This is a genomic window from Bradyrhizobium sp. 2TAF24 (assembly GCF_052115025.1).
GTDB lineage: Bacteria > Pseudomonadota > Alphaproteobacteria > Rhizobiales > Xanthobacteraceae > Bradyrhizobium_A.
This window is the reverse complement of sequence record NZ_JBFRFW010000011.1, coordinates 53,376-69,781: the sequence shown is the minus strand read 5'-3', so window position 1 is coordinate 69,781 and position 16,406 is coordinate 53,376. Positions and strand designations below refer to the sequence as shown.

Sequence of the window (16,406 nt, the reverse complement as noted above, 5' to 3'; positions counted from 1 at the left end):
GGAGCGACCATGTCCATCGACCTGCGCGTGGCTGCGGATGCCGACCGGCCGTTCCTGATCCGGCTCGAGGATCTCTGCATGCGCGGCTATGCGACGGCGCTGTGGGGGCGCTACACGCCGAGCTTCGAAGCCACGTCGCCGCTCGCCGGGCACCGCATCGTGGTCGCGGCCGGGCGCGAAGCCGGCTGCCTTGCCACCGAGGACCGCGGCGATCACCTCTGGGTGGCCAAGCTCTATATCCATCCCGACTATCAGCGGCGGGGGATCGGGGCGATCGTGCTGCATCACGCGGTTGCCGAAGCGCAGGCGCGCGATTGGCCGCTGCGCCTCAGTGTGCTCGTCACCAATCCGGCGCAGGCGTTCTACCGGCGCGAAGGCTTGCGGGCCTATGAGCACACGCCGGAGCGGGTGTTCATGACCACCGAGCCGGCCGGCCCGCGCGCCTGATGCTGGCGGCTGGCCTCGTGGATCAGGCCTGCGCCGCCTTTTTTACCGGCATGGCGATGCCGCGGCCGATGCCTTCGGGGCGCGGGGCGCCGGACTGCGCCTTGACCAGCGCCTGCAGGCGCGCGGCGATATCAGGCGGGAACGGCGCGACGCGGCGCACGGTCATGTCGACATGCAGCAGCAGGTTGTCGGAGGTCGCCGACAGCCAGCCCTCGGTGGCGTGCCGCAGCTCCTCGAAGAGGTGCAGGCGCTTGTCGTCGGCGGCGATCAGCAGCACATGGGCCTGCACCGGGTCGCCCTCGTGGATCTCGCGGATGTAGCGCACATGGCACTCGGCGGTCATGGTCGAGAGGTTGCGGGTGTTGTGATAGGTCTGCCCGATCCCGATCATGTCAAAGAACTCGTCGACCGAGCGGTCGAACAGCACATTGTAGTAGGCCATGTTGAGATGGCCGTTGTGGTCGATCCACTGCGGCTCGACCCGCATCACCTTGCAGACATAGGGGGTGGGCGCGAGATGGAGGCCCTGCATCGGATCGCGCGTTTCGGTCATGCTGTTCCCAACTGTCGTCGCGGACCGCTTCCCGATATTTGGGCCCGCTTGGTGCTTGACCCAGTATACATCCTTTGCCACGGTCCCCTGCAATCGCGTGGACTCATACAGGGTGCGCAGCCCTGTCCTTCGCGATTTGCACAGCAACTTGACTTGGATGATCGGCGCGTTTCGGCCTCCCGGCCGGTTCGCGTTTTCGGGAGGACACATCGTGGGACTGACGACCGTCAACAGCCTGCCGCGGCCGGAGCCGCAGAAGCTTGCAAGCGCGCTGGAAGCGCTGGCGGCGCGGTTCGGTAACCGGCTGGTGACCTCGCAGGCGGTGCGCGAGCAGCACGGCCACACCACCACCTGGCTGACCAACCAGCCGCCGGACGCGGTGGTGATGGCGCAGGAAACCGCCGACATCCAGGATGTCGTGCGCATCTGCGCCGCCCACGGCGTGCCGGTCATTCCGTTCGGCACCGGCACCTCGCTCGAAGGCCAGATCAACGCCCCCGCCGGCGGCGTCTGCATCGACCTGCGCGACATGAACAAGGTGCTGGCGGTGCACGCCGAGGATCTCGACTGCGTCATCCAGCCCGGCGTCACCCGCAAGATGCTCAACGAGTACATCCGCGACCAGGGCTTGTTCTTCCCGATCGATCCCGGCGCCGACGCCTCGCTCGGCGGCATGGCCTCGACCCGCGCGTCGGGCACCAACGCGGTGCGCTACGGCACCATCCGCGAGAACGTGCTGGCGCTGAAGGTCGTGCGCGGCGACGGCGAGATCATCACCACCGGCACGCGGGCGAAGAAGTCATCGGCGGGCTACGACCTCACGCACCTGTTCATCGGCGCCGAAGGCACGCTCGGCATCATCTCCGAGCTCACCATCAAGCTGCGTGGCATTCCGGAAACCATCGCGGCCGCGGCCTGCTCGTTCGAGACGGTGGCCGGCGCCTGCCAGGCGACCATCCTCGCCATCCAGACCGGTATTCCGGTGGCGCGCATCGAGCTTTTGAATGCCGAGCAGGTCAAGGCGTGCAACGCCTACTCCAAGCTGAGCCTGCCGGAGACGCCGCTGCTGCTGCTGGAATTCCACGGCAGCGAGGCCGAGGTCGCGGCGCAGTCGCAGTCGTTCGCCGAGATCGCCGCCGAGTGCGGCGGCGGCGGGTTCGAATGGACCACCAAGCCGGAGGATCGCACCCGGCTGTGGCAGGCGCGGCACGATTCCTACTGGGCGGTGCGCGGCCTGCGGCCGGGTGCTGGCGTGGTTGCAACCGACGTCTGCGTGCCGATCTCGCGCCTCGCCGACTGCGTCGTCGAGACCGAGGAGGATTTGAAGCGTCTCGGCCTGCTGTCGCCGATCGTCGGCCATGTCGGCGACGGCAACTTCCATTGCTCGCTGCTCGCCGACACCGACAACGCCGCCGAAATGGCGAAGGCGGACGAGTTCCTGCACCGCCTGGTCGAGCGGGCGCAGGCCATGGGCGGCACCTGCACCGGCGAGCACGGCATCGGCCAGGGCAAGCAGAAGTACCTGCTCGGCGAGCTCGGCCCCGCGGCGCTGGACGCGATGCGGGCCGTGAAGCAGGCGATGGACCCGCAGAACATCTTCAACCCCGGCAAGATCATCCCGGCGGCCTGAAGCGGGCGGCCGATCCCCGATGTGACCGGCCGCCGCGGGGCGGCCGGTGGCGTTTCGGGCTGTCCTGTGCCTCTTGTTGCGCGCCCTGTTGCGCGCCCTGGCCCCTCGTCTCCGGCCCGTCATGGCTTCTGTCATAGGGGCCTGTCATGCTCCGTGCGTGCAGTGGACGGCGCTCCGGGGCGGCTGTGACTTCGCCACAGTTCCCTCTATGATGTGGGCCTCGTCCCGTATCGAAGACCTGCTCATGAACCCTGTTGCCGACGATTCGCGGCCCGCCGCGGCGGCCTAACGAGAGACCATCGTGCAGACGACGTTGCTCGGACTGGCGATCGCCTTCATCCTCGCGCTGCTGGCGGCCCTGGTCGGCCCGTACTTCATCGACTGGAACCAGTTCCGGCCGCAGTTCGAAGCCGAGGCGAGCCGGGTGATCGGCGCGCCGGTGCGTGTCGGCGGCCAGCTCGATGCGCGCCTCCTGCCGACGCCGACGCTGCGGCTGCGCACGGTGGCGGTGGGCGGCGCCGTGGATACCAGCCGGCTCAAGGCCGACAAGCTCGACGTCGAGTTCAGTCTCGGGGCGCTGCTGCGCGGTGAATGGCGGGCCACCGACCTCACCATCAATGGCCTCGATCTCGCGGTGGCTCTCGACCCGCGCGGCCAGCTGGTGTCTCCGCTGGGCAGTGGCGGCGCCAACCTGGCAGCGGTGGCGATCGACCGCCTCAGCCTCACGGGCCGCGCCGCGCTGCATGATGCAGCGAGCGGTGCCATCGTCGCGCTCGACGACATCGCGTTTAGCGGCGATGTTCGCGCGCTGGCGGGAGCGGCGCGTGGCGACGGCAATTTCAGCTACCATGGCGTGCGCTATCCGTTCCGCCTCGTCACTGGCCGCAGCGGCGATGGCGGCGGCACCCGCGTGCGCTTCACCATCGATCCCGGCGAGCGGCCGTTCGGCATCGATCTCGACGGCGTCGTCACGGTGACGCGCGAGGTGCCGCGGTTCGACGGCGCACTGACGCTGTCGCGCGCGATCGCGTTGCGCAGCGACAGCAACGGCAACCGCCTGCAGACGCCGTGGAAGCTCGGCGCCAGGGTCAAGGCCGATCCGGCGGCGGCGAAGTTCGAGCAGGTCGAGCTGGTGTATGGCTCCGATGATAGCGGGCTGAAGCTCGCCGGCTCCGCCGACGCGCGCTTCGGCGCGGCGCCGGCGCTGCGCGCGGCATTGTCGGCGCGGCAGCTCGATGCCGACCGGCTGCTGGCGAAGGAGAGCGCGGGCACGGAGCCGACGCGGCTGATTCCGGGGTTGCGCAGCCTCGTTGCCGCCATTCCCGCGCCGTCGTTTGCCACGCGGCTGGAGATCGACGCCGACACCGTCATGCTCGGCGGTCGCCCGGTGCAGGGCGCCGCAGCGGCATTCCATGGCGACAGCGATGGCTGGATCGTCGATCGGCTGGAGGCGCGGATGCCCGGCGGCACCCAGCTCGCGCTGGCGGGGCGGCTCGCCTCCGGCGGCGACTTCAAGGGTGACCTCAAGGTCGACGCCTCCGATCCTGAAGGCCTCGCCGCGTGGCTGCGCGGCCGCGGCGATTCGCCGCTGCGCCTGCAGGGGCCGCTGCGCCTGTCCGGCAACCTCAGTGTCGGCGCCGACCGCATTGCGCTCGAGCGCGCGGTGGCGGAGGTCGAAGGCGCCGCGGTCGAGGGACGGTTTGCGCTGTCCGGCGGCGCGGCCGGCAAGGGCGCCGGCGGGATCAAGCTCGAGGCCGCACTGAAGGCGGCGCAGGCCGATCTCGATGTCATCGCCGGTTTTGCCCGCGCCTTTGCCGGTCCGCAGGCCGAATGGCCCGACGAGGCGCAGCTGTCGCTGGACATCGGGCACGGCCGGGCCGGCGGCCAGGACATCAGCCCGCTGCAACTCGACATGAGCTACGGGCCCGGCGCGTTGACGCTGACCAGCCTGAGGCTCGGCGGCAGTGGTGGTGTCACGGTGGAAGGCAGCGGCGCGTTCGACCGCACGGCGACGACCGGCAAACTTGGCCTCAAGGCACGCGCAGCGTCGCTCGAGGCGCTGTCCGCGTTCCTGTCGCCCGTGCTGCCTCCGACCATCGCAGCGCGGCTCGCGGCGCTGCCGGCCGCGCCGGCCGGTGCCAGGAATGACATCAAGAGCGACATCAAGGGTGATGCAAAAAGCGACGCGAGGAGCGGTGCCAGGCTCAAGGTCGCGCTGACCCTCGATCGCATGGACAAGGCCGATCGCGCCGGCGCCGGCCGTGGCGATGCCAGCGCCAACGTATTGGCGAGCTTCGATCTCGATGCGCCGCAGCTCAAGGGGACGGTGCGTGCCTCGGCGGCGCCGGCGATCGCCGCGCTCAATCGCTTCGACACCGAGGCGCTGGCGCGCAACGACGTCGATATCGACGGCAAGCTGACCGCGGAGCAGGGGCGCGTGCTGCTGACGCTGCTCGGGCTCGAGCGGACGATCGCGGTCGGCGACGGCGCCGCGCAGATCGAGGCGACGGCGACCGGCGCCCTCAAGGCGCCGCTGCGTTTCAAGGCGAAGCTCGCCGGTGCCGAGCTCGATGCCGACGCCCAAGGCAGCCTGGAGCCGTGGGCGGATGAGCCGAAGGCGGCGATGACGGTCAGTGCGCGCAAGCTCGATCTGTCGCCGCTGTTCGAGCTGCCGCCCGGGCGCGTGCCGGCGCTGACAGTCGCGCTGTCGTCGCGTCTGTCGGTTGCGGGTCCGCGACTGAGCTTCGACGACATCGACAGCACGGTGGCCGGTTCGCGGGTGCGCGGCCGGCTGTCGTTGACCCGCGGCGAGCAGCCGGCGTTCGCCGGCGAACTCGGCGTGGATACGCTCGACCTCGGCGCGGTGTTCGGGCTCGCGATCGGCGCCGCGGGCGGCGGCGCTGATGAGCCACTCGGTCGCGGGCCGCTCGCGGGCGCGCGCGGCGAGCTTGGCTTCCAGGCACTGCGCGGCACGCTGCCGGGCGGCGTCGAGCTGAGGCCGGTCAGCGGGAGGCTGAAGGGCAACGGCGTCGCGCTGACCATCGACAATCTCAAGGGCGCGATCGGTGGCGGCGATGTCGCCGCCGATCTCACCGCGGCCAGCGGCCGCAATGGCCTCGCGCTCGACGCCCATGTCCAGCTCGCCGGCGTCGACGGCGCCGCGCTCGCCTATCGCGGCTTGTCGCTGCCGGCGGGGCGTGCATCGCTGCAGATGGCGCTCGCCGCCCGCGGCCGCAGTGCCGGCGCGCTCGTCGGCGCATTGTCGGGCAACGGCACGGTGTCGATCGACAACGCGCGGATCGGCGGGCTCGATCCCAGGGTGTTCGATGCGGCGATCGCCGCGAGCGATGCCGGCCAGGCGGGCAATGATCGGGTGCTGCGCGATGTCGTGACCGGCGCGCTGCGCGGCGCGCCGCTGCAGGTGGCCGCGTTGCAGATTCCCTTCACCATCCGCGACGGCAGCCTGCGCGTGACCGCGACCACGCTCGACGCCGACGGCGCCCGTGCCATTGTTTCCGGCGGCTATGACATCCCCGCCGACCAGGCGGACCTGCGCGCCAGCCTGATCTCGACCCGGGTCGGCACCGACACCAGCCGGCCGGAGATCCAGCTGTTCGCCCATGGCGCGCCCGATCGGCTGAGCTGGACGGTCGACGTGACCTCGCTGTCGTCGTGGCTCGCAGTGCGCGCGATCGACCGCGAGACGCGCCGGCTGGACGCGATCGAGCGCGGTGAACCGATGTCGCCACCACCGCAGCAGCAGCCACCGCAGCAGGTGCCCGCACAACAGCCTGCGCCGCCTGCGACCGCCGCGCTGCCGCCGGCCGTCGAGCCGGTCCCCGGTGCGCTGCCCGCGACCGGCGTGCCGGTGCCTGGGCGCGATCCGCGCCGTCAGGAGCCGAAGGTGCGGCCGGCGACGTCGACGCCCGCCGCCGCGCCGCGTGCGACGCCGCCGCAGGCTGCTGCCGTGCCGCCGGCGGCCGCGCCCGGCGTGCAGCCGCTGCCGCCGCCGATCGAGATCCGTCCCGCGCCCGGCGCGGTGCGGCATCCCAAGCCGGCGCCGCGCCCGCCGCTGCAACTGGCGCCCCCGGCCCAGAACTGACGCGAAGCATCGTCTGCGACGTGCAGACGCTCGAAGCCGCGCGCCGTTCCGCGGACGCATCGTGATGTGTGTCGCGCCACCGTGACGGCATCGATGCGCCGAGAGACGTCGGCGCTCCCGGCCAAAATCATCATTAGTAACGATGGTGCCAAGACCGGTTTTTGCCAGAGTGAGATTTTGATGCCGATGCGTCGGCTCGCGGGCCACGGCGCGGCGAAGACCAGAGCTTTTTCGAAGCCTCGATGCTTTAGGAGCGACGGCATGGCGACATTCATTCCCAATTTGCGTCCTTTTCCGGCCCAGGTGGCGCAACCCCAGGCATTCGTGGATACGCCCAATTTTGTGTATTCCGACTGGCTCAACCAGTCGGGCGGCATCAACGCGCCGATCGGCAAGCTGAGTGGCCAGACGGTCGGGATCGTCGGCGGCGGCGCGGCCGGTTGCGTCGCGGCGTTCGAGCTGCAGAAATGCGGCGCCAAGGTCACCTTGTTCGACGCCGAGACCGCGGAGGAGGTCGCTGACAAGCGCCCGCCGGGAGGCCGGCTGTACAGCTCGCGGTTCCGCGACTCCAACGGCGTCGCGACGGTGGACATCGCCGAGATGGGGGCGATGCGCTTTCCGCCGAGCGAGGAGGCGCTGTTCTACTATCTCAACGCCTTCAACATCCAGACCACGGCCAACTTTCCCGACCCCGGCAAGCAGCCGACCTGGGTCTATTACAAGGGGCAGGGCCAGATGTGGTCCAATCCGGCGGTGCCGCCGAACGGCTTCGAGCGGGTGTGGAATGGCTGGGTGGCGCTGGTCAACAACGGCATCACCGTGCCGAATGGCGTCTCGTTCTGGTCGTCGGTGTCGTTCAACACCCAGCTGCAGCTGTCGCCGACCAACGGCACCGCGCTCGCCAACGTGACCAATGCCTGGCAGTACTATCTCAACGAGTTCGGCAGCGACAGCTTCTACACCGGCCTTTCCAAGATCTTCGGTCCGCAGCACAAATGGCAGGTGCCTGCGGGCGCGGTCTGGACCGCGGAGGATTTCACCCGCTTCGGCACGCTCGGCATCGGCTCCGGCGGCTTCGGGCCGCTCTATGGCATCGGCTTCAACTACATCTACCGCCTGCTGACCAACGCGCTCGAAACCGACCAGCGCTTCGTGCCCGGCGGCATCTCGCAGCTCTGTCAGGCGTTCGTCAGCCGCTTCACGTCGACGGGCGGCAGCTATGTGCCGAACACCCGCGTCACCCATGTGAAGGTCGCCGAACAGCAGCCGGGCACCGTGACGCTGACCCTTGGCAATGGCAGCAAGCAGACCTTCAACCGGGTGATCGTTGCGGCCACCACGCGGGCGATGGAGATGGGGCTGTCGCTGAGCGATGCGCAGCCGCAGCTGCCGCCCAACCAGCAGACGACCTATCCCAATGTCGGTGAAGCCATCAACCGCATCCACGTGACCTCGTCGACCAAGCTGTTCCTGCGCACCAAGAAGTTCTGGAACAATACCCGCTTCCCGCGCAACATCCTGTCCGACACCAAGCTGCCGCAGCTCTATACGCTCGATTACGGCGATCCGCAGAGCGGTGTGGTGCTCGTCACCTATACCTGGGAAGACGATTCCACCAAGACGCAGGCGCTGAGCCCCGCCGAGCTGCTGGAGACGCTGAAGAACGAAATCCGCACCATCACCGCCGGCACGGCGTTCTCCGACTATGCCGACCAGCTGGTGCCTTATTCTGGCAATCTCGAGCGCGACATGCGCAGCGTGGTCTGGCAGTCCACCAAGGATTATTTCGGCGCCTTCACGCTGGCGCAGCCAGGCCAGGATCCTTACGTCGACACCGTCTACCGTGATTTCGGCAAGGCCGGCTCCGCCATCGACAACCTCGTCTACGTCGCCGGCGACTGCACGTCCTGGACCGGCGGCTGGGCCGACGGCGCGCTGCAGTCCGGGCTGAACTGCGCCGCTGGCGTGATCAAATCGCTTGGCGGTACCTTCACCGTCTCCAACAACAATCCGATCACCGCGGTCGCGCCGCCGCGCTACGCCTACTACACATGAGCGGAACCGTCTTCGTCGCGGGCATGCTCGGCCAGCCCGCGACCGGCTTCGGCGTCCAGGCCGCGGATTTTCTCGCCGCCCTGCAGCGGGTATCGTCGCGCCCGGTGCGGGGGCTCGACATGACGCCGCGGCCGGACGGGCGCTATCCCGACCGGCGCGACTGGCCCGGTCCTGACGACGCCGTCATCATTGTCGGCGGCGGCCCGGGCGTCGCGCTGTTCGGCGGCTGTCCGGCCCGCAAGATCGCTTTTACCGTCTGGGAATCCAACCGCCTTCCCGACGACTGGATGATTCCGCTCGCCATGGCCGACGAGGTCTGGACGCCGACGGCCTGGGGAGCCGACGTGCTGCGCGACAATGGTGTCGATCCGGCGCGCGTTCATGTGGTGCCGGAAGGCGTCGACGACCTGCTGTTCCAGCCGCATGGTCGCGGCCTGCCGCTGTTCGACGAACTCGATGGCTTTCGCTTTCTGCATGTCGGCAAGGCCGAACCGCGCAAGGGCACCTTCGAGCTGCTGCAGGCCTTCGATCGCGCGTTCGCCGTCGACGAGCCGGTCTATCTGCTGCTCGCCTGCCACAACCGGCTGCTGCCCGGGTTCGACACCGTGCGCTTCATCGAGAACATGGCGCTGCGGCGGCGGCGCTGGGTGGTGCCGGTGCAGCCGCTGCCGCGCCGTCGCGACGTGGCGGCGCTGTATCGCAGTTGCGATGCGTTCGTCGCGCCGTCGTGGGCGGAGGGCTGGGGGCTGCCGGCGCTCGAGGCGCTGGCGAGCGGGCTCCCGACCGCCGTCACGCAGTTCGCCGGCCACAGCGCCTTCGCCGACGCGCAGAACAGCCTGGCGATTCCGTTCCGCCTCGTGCCGGTGACGCCGGAGGCGCTGCCATGCTTCGTTCGCGGTGATGGCGATTACGGCGAGTGGGCCGATCCGGACATCGACGGCCTCGCAGAGGTGATGCGCACGATGGTGCGCCAGCGCGATGTGTTGCGGGTGCGCGCGCTGCGTCAGGCAGCCGCCATCGGGCAGCGCTGGAGCTGGACTGCCGCGGCGCTGCGGGCCTGCGACCGCATCGAGCATCTTTTGGCGCGGCGGCAAGCGGTGGTCGCCGCATGCTGAGCCGGGTCTCCCGTTGCGGCATTTCCTATGTACCGGACGCTTACGGGCGGACCACCCATGGCATTGTCGGGCGGCAATCGGCCGGACGCGAGTTCCTCAGGGCGTTTGCGCTGGCAAAGCGTGCGGAAGGCTATCGCTGCGTCGCCGCGACCCCGGACGACTTCTCGGCGTTCTGCGAGCAGATCGCTGAATTCGGCGGTGACCCCGCTGCGGCCTACCACATCGGCGTCAACGATATCGACGCCATCGCGCGTCTCGGCACGCTGTACTGGCCCGATCCGGTGCTCGGACGGCTCGCCTGGATGCGGCGCTCGCTGCGTGACGACGCCTACAGCCTGTGCGGTGTCACGCACACGCTGTCGGAAAGCGGCGTGATCGCCGGCCTGCAGGACCTGTTGGTCGCACCGCTGCAGCCCTGGGACGCGCTGGTCTGCACCTCGCAGGCGGCGCGCCGGTCGGTGCGCGCGATCCTGGACGATTTTGCCGACTATCTGGAAGAGCGCACCGGCGCGCGCAGCGCCATGCCGGCGCAGCTGCCGGTCATCCCGCTTGGCGTCGATGCGGCGCGTTTCGAGCGGACCGACGCCCGCGCGGCCGCGGGACGGGTACTGCGGCGGCAGCTCGGCATAGCCGACAGCGCCGTGGTCGGGCTCTATTTCGGCCGCTTCAATTTTCTCACCAAGGCCCATCCGACGCCGCTGTTCATGGCGTTCCGCGAGGCCGCCGCCGCGACGCCCGGTGTCGATCTCCATCTGCTGATGGCCGGGCAGTTCGTCAATCCGCTGGTCGAGGCGGAATTCCGCGCCCTCGCGCAGGCCTACTGCGGCGACGTGCCGATCTCGTGGATCGATGGCCGTGACCCGGCGTCATCGGAGGCGAGCTGGGCGGCTGCCGATCTCTTCGTCTCGCTGCCCGACAATTTGCAGGAGACCTTCGGCATGACGGTGCTGGAGGCGATGGCGGCATCCTTGCCCTGCGTGGTCAGCGACTGGAGCGGCCTGAGGGAAAGCGTGGTCGACGGCGAAACCGGATATGTGGTGCCGACCTGCATGCCGTCGGCACGCGAGAGCGATATGGTGCTGACGCGTGCGGCGTTCGGCGTCGAGAGCTTCGACGATTCGATCGCGGCGCTGAACCAGGTCGTGGCGGTCGACATCGGTGTCGCGGCGCGCCGGATCGCGGCGCTGGCGGCAAGCGCCGAGCTGCGCCGGCGTCTCGGCCGCGCAGGCCTGGCACGGGTCGTCGGCGACTATGACTGGACCGCGATCCTGGCGCAGTATCAAGCGCTGTGGGACGAGTTGGCGGCGATCCGTCTGCAGGCGGCGCGCAGCACGAGCGGCCGGCCGCCGCTCACCCAGTTCGGCCTGAGCGATCCGTTCCATGCTTTCGGCCACTTTGCCACCGCGCAACTTGCTCCCACGTCGGTGGTGCGCTGTGTCGCTGCGACGACGGCCGCGCAGCTCACCGAGCTTCGTGCTCATCCCTCCCATGCGATGCTGCTGCCGCTGCTGCTGACGCCTGCCGATCTGGCGGCGCTCGTCGCCGCCATCGCGCGCAACGGCAGCGCGACCGTGATCCAGCTCGAGACGGCATTCGGGCATTTGCGCAGGGAGAAGGTGGCGTTGAGTCTCCTGTGGTTGTTTAAATTTGGAGTTGTCAACATCGAGTACTGAACGCAAAAGTTGTTTTTCCCGTTGAACGAAGCGGTCCCCGGTCCTAAGGTTTTCTCCGCGCAGCGCGCGTCCGGGGGGGACGGGCAAATCCCGTCTGCGAGCATGAACCTTTCGCACAAGGAAACGGCGATCGTCTTCCGGATCATGCGGGAGCTGACCGCGGACCACGGTTCGGCCGAGCTGCGACGGGTGATCGGCGAACTGCTGCTCGAATTGATGGATGCGCAATACATCGCATCCTATGTCTGGGATCCGGAGCAGCGCTGCTTCGTCGATCGCGTGTCGATCAACATGGACGATGCCAACCTCGGCAATTACGAGCGCTATTTTCAGTTCCACGATCCGATCACGCCGGCGCTGCAGCGTCGCCGCACCGCGACCTGCGTGTCGGAGATCATCGAACGCCCCCGGTTCGAGCGGACGGCATTCTTCAATGATTTCCTGACCCGTGACGGGCTGCACTTCGGCGTCAACTTCTATGCCTATGCCGGCGGCCACAACATCGGCGACCTGCGCATCTGGCGAGGCCGGCACAAGGAGGATTTTTCGAAGCGCGACGTCGAGATCCTCGATGCGATCGGCGTCGCGTTCACCCAGGCGCTGCTGCAGCGCCGCCTGGTCGAGCTGCCGCGCGGACAGATCGACGTTTCGGCGCGGGTCGAGCGCTGTGGCCAGTCGGTGGCGCTGACGCCGCGCCAGAAGGAGATCGCCGCCGCGATCGTGCGCGGCTGCTCCGACCGCACCATCGCAGACGAACTTTGCATCTCGCTGCCGACGGTGCGCACCCACGTCCAGAGCATCTATCAGAAGTTCGGGGTGTCGAGCCGCACCCAGCTCGCGCGGCAAGTGCTGTTCAACTGACCGTCTCCGCCCTCGCGCCGCAGGGCTTTCCGCCCCGGCCCATGCGGGACTAGGCTACCTCCAGGTCTGACGAATCGACGGCCGGCCAGGCGACAGCCGGCGAGGGAGGGATGATGGCGGAGACATCGATGCGCGAAGGCGCGGAGAGCAAGACGGCCTGACCGGTGTTGCGCTCGCTGCAAGGCTACAGCGCGGCCTTGCTGTCGCGGGACCTGGTCGCGGGGCTGACGCTCGCCGCTATCGCCATTCCCGAGCAGATGGCGACCGCCCGGCTCGGCGGGTTCGCACCGCAGATCGGCTTCTTCGCGTTCCTCGCCGGCGCGCTGGCCTTCGCCGTGCTGGGCGGCAACCGCTTCCTGTCGAGCGGCGCGGATTCGACCATCACCCCGATCTTCGCCGGCGGCCTTGCGCTGCTCGCCACCGCCGGCTCGCCGGATTACGCGGCGCTTGCGGTGACGCTGTCGCTGATGGTGGGCGTGCTGCTGGTCGCGGGCGGCATCTTCCGCCTGGGCTGGATCGCCGACCTGCTGTCGGTGCCGGTCACCGTCGGCTTCCTGCTCGGCATCTCCATCCACATCCTGATCTCGCAGCTGCCGGCGGTGCTCGGGCTGCCGGGGCCGGAAGGGCCGATGCTGGCGCGGCTGTGGACGCTGCTGTCGCATCTCGGCGCGGCCAATCCCTTCACCATCGTGATCGGCCTTGGCGTGCTCGCGATCATCACTGTCTCGGAAAAGATCGACGCCAGGATTCCCGGCGCGCTGATCGGGCTGGTCGCGGCGAGCGCCGCGGTGGTGCTGATGGGGCTGGAGGCGCGCGGCGTCGCGGTGCTCGGCGAGCTGCATGGCGCGCTGCCGCGGCTGACACTGCCCGATGTCGGCATCATGCAATGGGTGCACCTCGTGCCGCTGGCGCTGATCATCGCCATGGTGGTGATGGTGCAGACCGCCGCCACCACGCGCTCGTTCCCGTCGGATCCCGACACGCCGCCGGATGTCGACCGCGACTTCATCGGCGTCGGCGCCGGCAGCCTGCTGTCCGGCCTGATCGGCGCATTCCCCGTCAACGCCAGCCCGCCGCGCACGGCGATCGTGGCCGAAACGGGCGGCCGCTCGCAGCTCGCCGGCCTTGCGGCGGCGGCCATCGTGCTGGCGCTGCTGGCGTTCGGCGCCGCGCTGCTGCGCCATGTGCCGAATGCGGCGCTCGGCGGCGTGCTGCTGTTCGTGGCGCTGCGCATCATCCGTACCAGGCAGATCGTGACCGTCTATCGCCAATCGCTCGGCGAGTTCCTGCTGATCGCCGCGACCGCAGCCGCCATCATCCTGTTTCCGATCGAGCAGGGCGTCGGGGTCGGCATCGCGCTGTCGCTGCTGCACGGCATCTGGAGCACCACCCGGGCGCGGGCCCAGCTGTTCGAGCGTGTGCCCGGCACGTCGATCTGGTGGCCGCAGAGCGCGCACATGCCCGGTGAAAGCGAGCCCGGCGTGGTGGTGGCGGGGTTTCAGGCGCCATTGTCGTTCCTCAACGCCGAGCATTTCCGCCGTGACATCGTCGCGCTGCGCCGGGCATCGCCGCAGGCGCGGCTGTTCGTGCTGGAAGCGACCGGGATCGTCGAGATGGATTTCACCGCCGCGCAGGTGCTCAAGGACCTGATCCGCAGCTGCCACGCCAACGGCATGATCTTCGCCATCGCACGGCTGGAATCGGAGCGCGCCCAGGCCGCGATGGTGCGGTTCGGCGTCGAGCAGGAGCTCGGGCCCGACCGCCTGTTCCACACGGTGGAGCAGGCGGTGCAGGCGTGCCGGCCGCGCCAGGGGGCGTAGCGCTCCGGCAATGGTGGTGGCGCGCTGGAAACAGGCCGCAAGCGGTGTGAAGACGGTGCTTGCTGCTTGCCTTGTCGCGCCAGGCAGCGCGGTCCGTTCAGGACGGATCGTGCTGCCCGGCGACGACGGACACCGAGAGGGTCGCGTGCCCGGCTCAGAACTCCGCGTGCGCGCGCACGGCCATGATCGAGACCGGGCCGCGGTCGGCGTTGTAGGCCGGGCTCGCGACGAACTGGTAGTCGAGCGTCACCGAGCTCCAGGTGTTGACGCGGTAGGCGTAGTAGGCCTCCAGGATCTTCTCGGCGCTGTAGTTGAGCCGGCCGTCGCCGATCAGCAGCCCGGTGCCGCCAGCGGCCAGGAAGTCGCGATGGGCCGACGACAGGCCGTTGAGCGCGCCGCCGATGCCGATGGTGTCGTCCGGCCGGCCCCACGCGCGCCCCTTGATCGAAACGCCGCCGGACAGGCTCTGATCGATGTCGGTGAACGACAGGATCTCGCTGCGGCCGTCGTTCCAGCTCAGGCGGGCGAACACGCCGACGTCGTCGGTGATCGCCTGCTCGAGATTGGCATAGAAGCCGTATTTGAGCTGGTTCTTGCGGATGCTCGTCATCACGCCGTTGATGTCGAGGGTCGGGTCGGTGGCGGCGATGCCGAGCGCGTCGCGATACTTGCCGGTGACGCCGCGGTTGGCGAACAGGCCGAAGCGCAGCTTGCCGGGCGCACCGAGCAGGGTGTGGCACTCCTCCAGCTCGACCACGCCGCCGGCACCGCCCTTGTAGGCGAGGACGTCGCTGTTCGGCGCTTCGGGCACCTGGAAGAAGCCGCCGCGCACCGCCCAGTCCTTGCGGTTGAGTTCGACCACCGCGCCGCGGGTGAAGCCGGGCAGGTCAGCGGGGAAGTCATAGGCGCCGGATGACCAGATCGCCCAGTTCATGAAGTCGGTGCGCGGGTCCTTGGCGTAGGCGTTGCCGTCGAAATAGTCGCCGACCGCGAAGCGGCCGATGGTCAGCGTCACGCGATCGATGTCGCGCTTGCCGGCGAGCTGCATCGGGCCGTCGGCGACCTCTTCCTGCTCGCCGCCGAGACCGAAGGTCTGGCGGAAGATGTAGCGTTGCGGGCGGAATTTGGGGAAGGTTGCGCCGCCCTTCTGCGCTTCGCCGTTCGGAAAGCCGCCGACGCCGAGCGTGCCGTCGAGGCCGAAACCCTGTGCCAGTTCCGGGTTGAAGTAGAGCTCGCCGCCGTCCCACAGCCGCCAGCCGAGAAAGATGTCCGCAGTCCAGGTCTCGCGCGTCTGGCCGCCGCGCGGCAGGCTGTTCGCGCCTTCATAGGGCGAGCGGATCGAGGGATAGCCCTGGGCGATGAAGGTGGTCTGGCCGTGCACGTTCCAGTTCGGCGATGGCGCGGTGTCGGTCAGCCCTGCGGGCATCGCGAACGGTGCGCCCGTCGCGGGGTCCCACAGGCGGTAGTTCAGCCCGAAGGTGATGCGATGGACGCGCGGATCGACATGAACGTCCGGCAGCGCGAGGGCGTCGAGCTGGTAGGCCTTGCGGCCGAGATCGATGTAGTCGTAGGCGACGCGTGCGCTCCAGGGACCTGCGACCGCCATCTCGATGCCGGCGCCGGCGGTCCAGCCGACCTGCATCAGATGATGCGAGGACATCACGTTGCCGTCGTCGGTGTTGAGGCGCAGCCGGCTCTGGCCGAAGGCGAGGCCGCCGGTGACATAGGGCATGATCGGGCCGAACGCGTAGCCGATGCGGGCCCGCGCCGTTCCCGTGAAGTCCAGCGTGGTGTTGTAGGGCGCCGGGGCAAGACGCAGCTGGTCGATAGGGCTTGCGAAGGTGAGATCGGCTTCCGCACCCAGCACCCAGTTGTTGCGGAGCTGGAGATTATAGCCGGCCTGGAAGCCGCTGATCAGACCGGTCACCGTCGGCTCGACGAACACTGCCTGGGCGGGAATGGCCTGCGTGTCCGGGCCGAGGCTGCCGGTGCCGTAACCGGCATGGCCGCCGACATAGAAGCCGGTCCAGTTGTACAGCGTTGCCGCGGGTGCCTTGAGCGGCAGCGTGCGTGCGGGAAGGTCGGCCGCGAGCGCATTGGTCGCGATGAGGGCGTGCAGGCCGCCGACGGCCAGATGAATCCGTTTCATG

General features: G+C 69.1%; 10 protein-coding genes. 8 read left to right on the top strand and 2 right to left on the bottom strand.

Annotated elements, in window-relative coordinates; genetic code table 11:
- Positions 1–9 precede the first annotated feature (9 nt).
- On the top strand, positions 10–447 hold the full coding sequence (locus AB4Z37_RS17880) for a GNAT family N-acetyltransferase (protein WP_441518088.1): 438 nt from the start codon (positions 10–12) through the stop codon (positions 445–447).
- Positions 448–469: 22 nt separating this feature from the next.
- On the opposite strand, the gene AB4Z37_RS17875 is transcribed toward AB4Z37_RS17880, so the two are convergent.
- The gene (locus AB4Z37_RS17875; RefSeq protein WP_441518087.1) at positions 470–1,000 is read right to left on the bottom strand and encodes a thioesterase family protein; all 531 of its coding nucleotides are present in this window, start codon (positions 998–1,000) and stop codon (positions 470–472) included.
- Between the two features lie 211 nt (positions 1,001–1,211).
- Here AB4Z37_RS17875 and AB4Z37_RS17870 point away from each other — a divergent pair, with 211 nt between their 5' ends.
- From AB4Z37_RS17870 to AB4Z37_RS17840, 7 genes are all read left to right on the top strand, one after another.
- The gene (locus AB4Z37_RS17870; RefSeq protein WP_441518086.1) at positions 1,212–2,630 is read left to right on the top strand and encodes an FAD-binding oxidoreductase; all 1,419 of its coding nucleotides are present in this window, start codon (positions 1,212–1,214) and stop codon (positions 2,628–2,630) included.
- Positions 2,631–2,931: 301 nt separating this feature from the next.
- On the top strand, positions 2,932–6,732 hold the full coding sequence (locus tag AB4Z37_RS17865; protein WP_441518085.1) for an AsmA family protein: 3,801 nt from the start codon (positions 2,932–2,934) through the stop codon (positions 6,730–6,732).
- A gap of 261 nt (positions 6,733–6,993) precedes the next feature.
- Positions 6,994–8,787 carry a flavin monoamine oxidase family protein gene (locus AB4Z37_RS17860; protein ID WP_441518084.1) on the top strand — a complete coding sequence of 598 codons (1,794 nt, stop codon included), beginning with the start codon at positions 6,994–6,996 and terminating at the stop codon, positions 8,785–8,787.
- Complete coding sequence (locus AB4Z37_RS17855) at positions 8,784–9,902, top strand: glycosyltransferase (protein ID WP_441518083.1); 1,119 nt, start codon at positions 8,784–8,786, stop codon at positions 9,900–9,902. Before AB4Z37_RS17860 ends, AB4Z37_RS17855 begins: the two co-directional genes overlap by 4 nt.
- A complete protein-coding gene (locus tag AB4Z37_RS17850; protein WP_441518082.1) occupies positions 9,896–11,575 on the top strand; it encodes a glycosyltransferase family 4 protein in 1,680 nt (559 codons plus the stop codon). Before AB4Z37_RS17855 ends, AB4Z37_RS17850 begins: the two co-directional genes overlap by 7 nt.
- Before the next feature lie 102 nt (positions 11,576–11,677).
- Positions 11,678–12,436 (top strand): response regulator transcription factor, encoded by a 759-nt coding sequence (locus AB4Z37_RS17845; protein ID WP_441518081.1) that lies wholly within the window; start codon positions 11,678–11,680, stop codon positions 12,434–12,436.
- A gap of 164 nt (positions 12,437–12,600) precedes the next feature.
- Positions 12,601–14,256 (top strand): SulP family inorganic anion transporter, encoded by a 1,656-nt coding sequence (locus tag AB4Z37_RS17840; protein WP_441518080.1) that lies wholly within the window; start codon positions 12,601–12,603, stop codon positions 14,254–14,256.
- A 154-nt stretch (positions 14,257–14,410) separates the two neighbouring features.
- Here the strand turns inward: AB4Z37_RS17840 and AB4Z37_RS17835 are convergent, their stop codons facing one another.
- Positions 14,411–16,405 (bottom strand): carbohydrate porin, encoded by a 1,995-nt coding sequence (locus tag AB4Z37_RS17835; protein WP_441518079.1) that lies wholly within the window; start codon positions 16,403–16,405, stop codon positions 14,411–14,413.
- Position 16,406: the final 1 nt, after the last annotated feature.

Excerpts from the sequence above, each read along its gene's own strand:
- AB4Z37_RS17875 (WP_441518087.1), bottom strand. The coding sequence starts at position 1,000 with ATGACCGAAACGCGCGATCCGATGCAGGGCCTCCATCTCGCGCCCACC.
- AB4Z37_RS17845 (WP_441518081.1), top strand. The coding sequence starts at position 11,678 with ATGAACCTTTCGCACAAGGAAACGGCGATCGTCTTCCGGATCATGCGG.
- AB4Z37_RS17835 (WP_441518079.1), bottom strand. The coding sequence starts at position 16,405 with ATGAAACGGATTCATCTGGCCGTCGGCGGCCTGCACGCCCTCATCGCG.
- AB4Z37_RS17880 (WP_441518088.1), top strand. The coding sequence starts at position 10 with ATGTCCATCGACCTGCGCGTGGCTGCGGATGCCGACCGGCCGTTCCTG.
- AB4Z37_RS17855 (WP_441518083.1), top strand. The coding sequence starts at position 8,784 with ATGAGCGGAACCGTCTTCGTCGCGGGCATGCTCGGCCAGCCCGCGACC.
- AB4Z37_RS17850 (WP_441518082.1), top strand. The coding sequence starts at position 9,896 with ATGCTGAGCCGGGTCTCCCGTTGCGGCATTTCCTATGTACCGGACGCT.
- AB4Z37_RS17860 (WP_441518084.1), top strand. The coding sequence starts at position 6,994 with ATGGCGACATTCATTCCCAATTTGCGTCCTTTTCCGGCCCAGGTGGCG.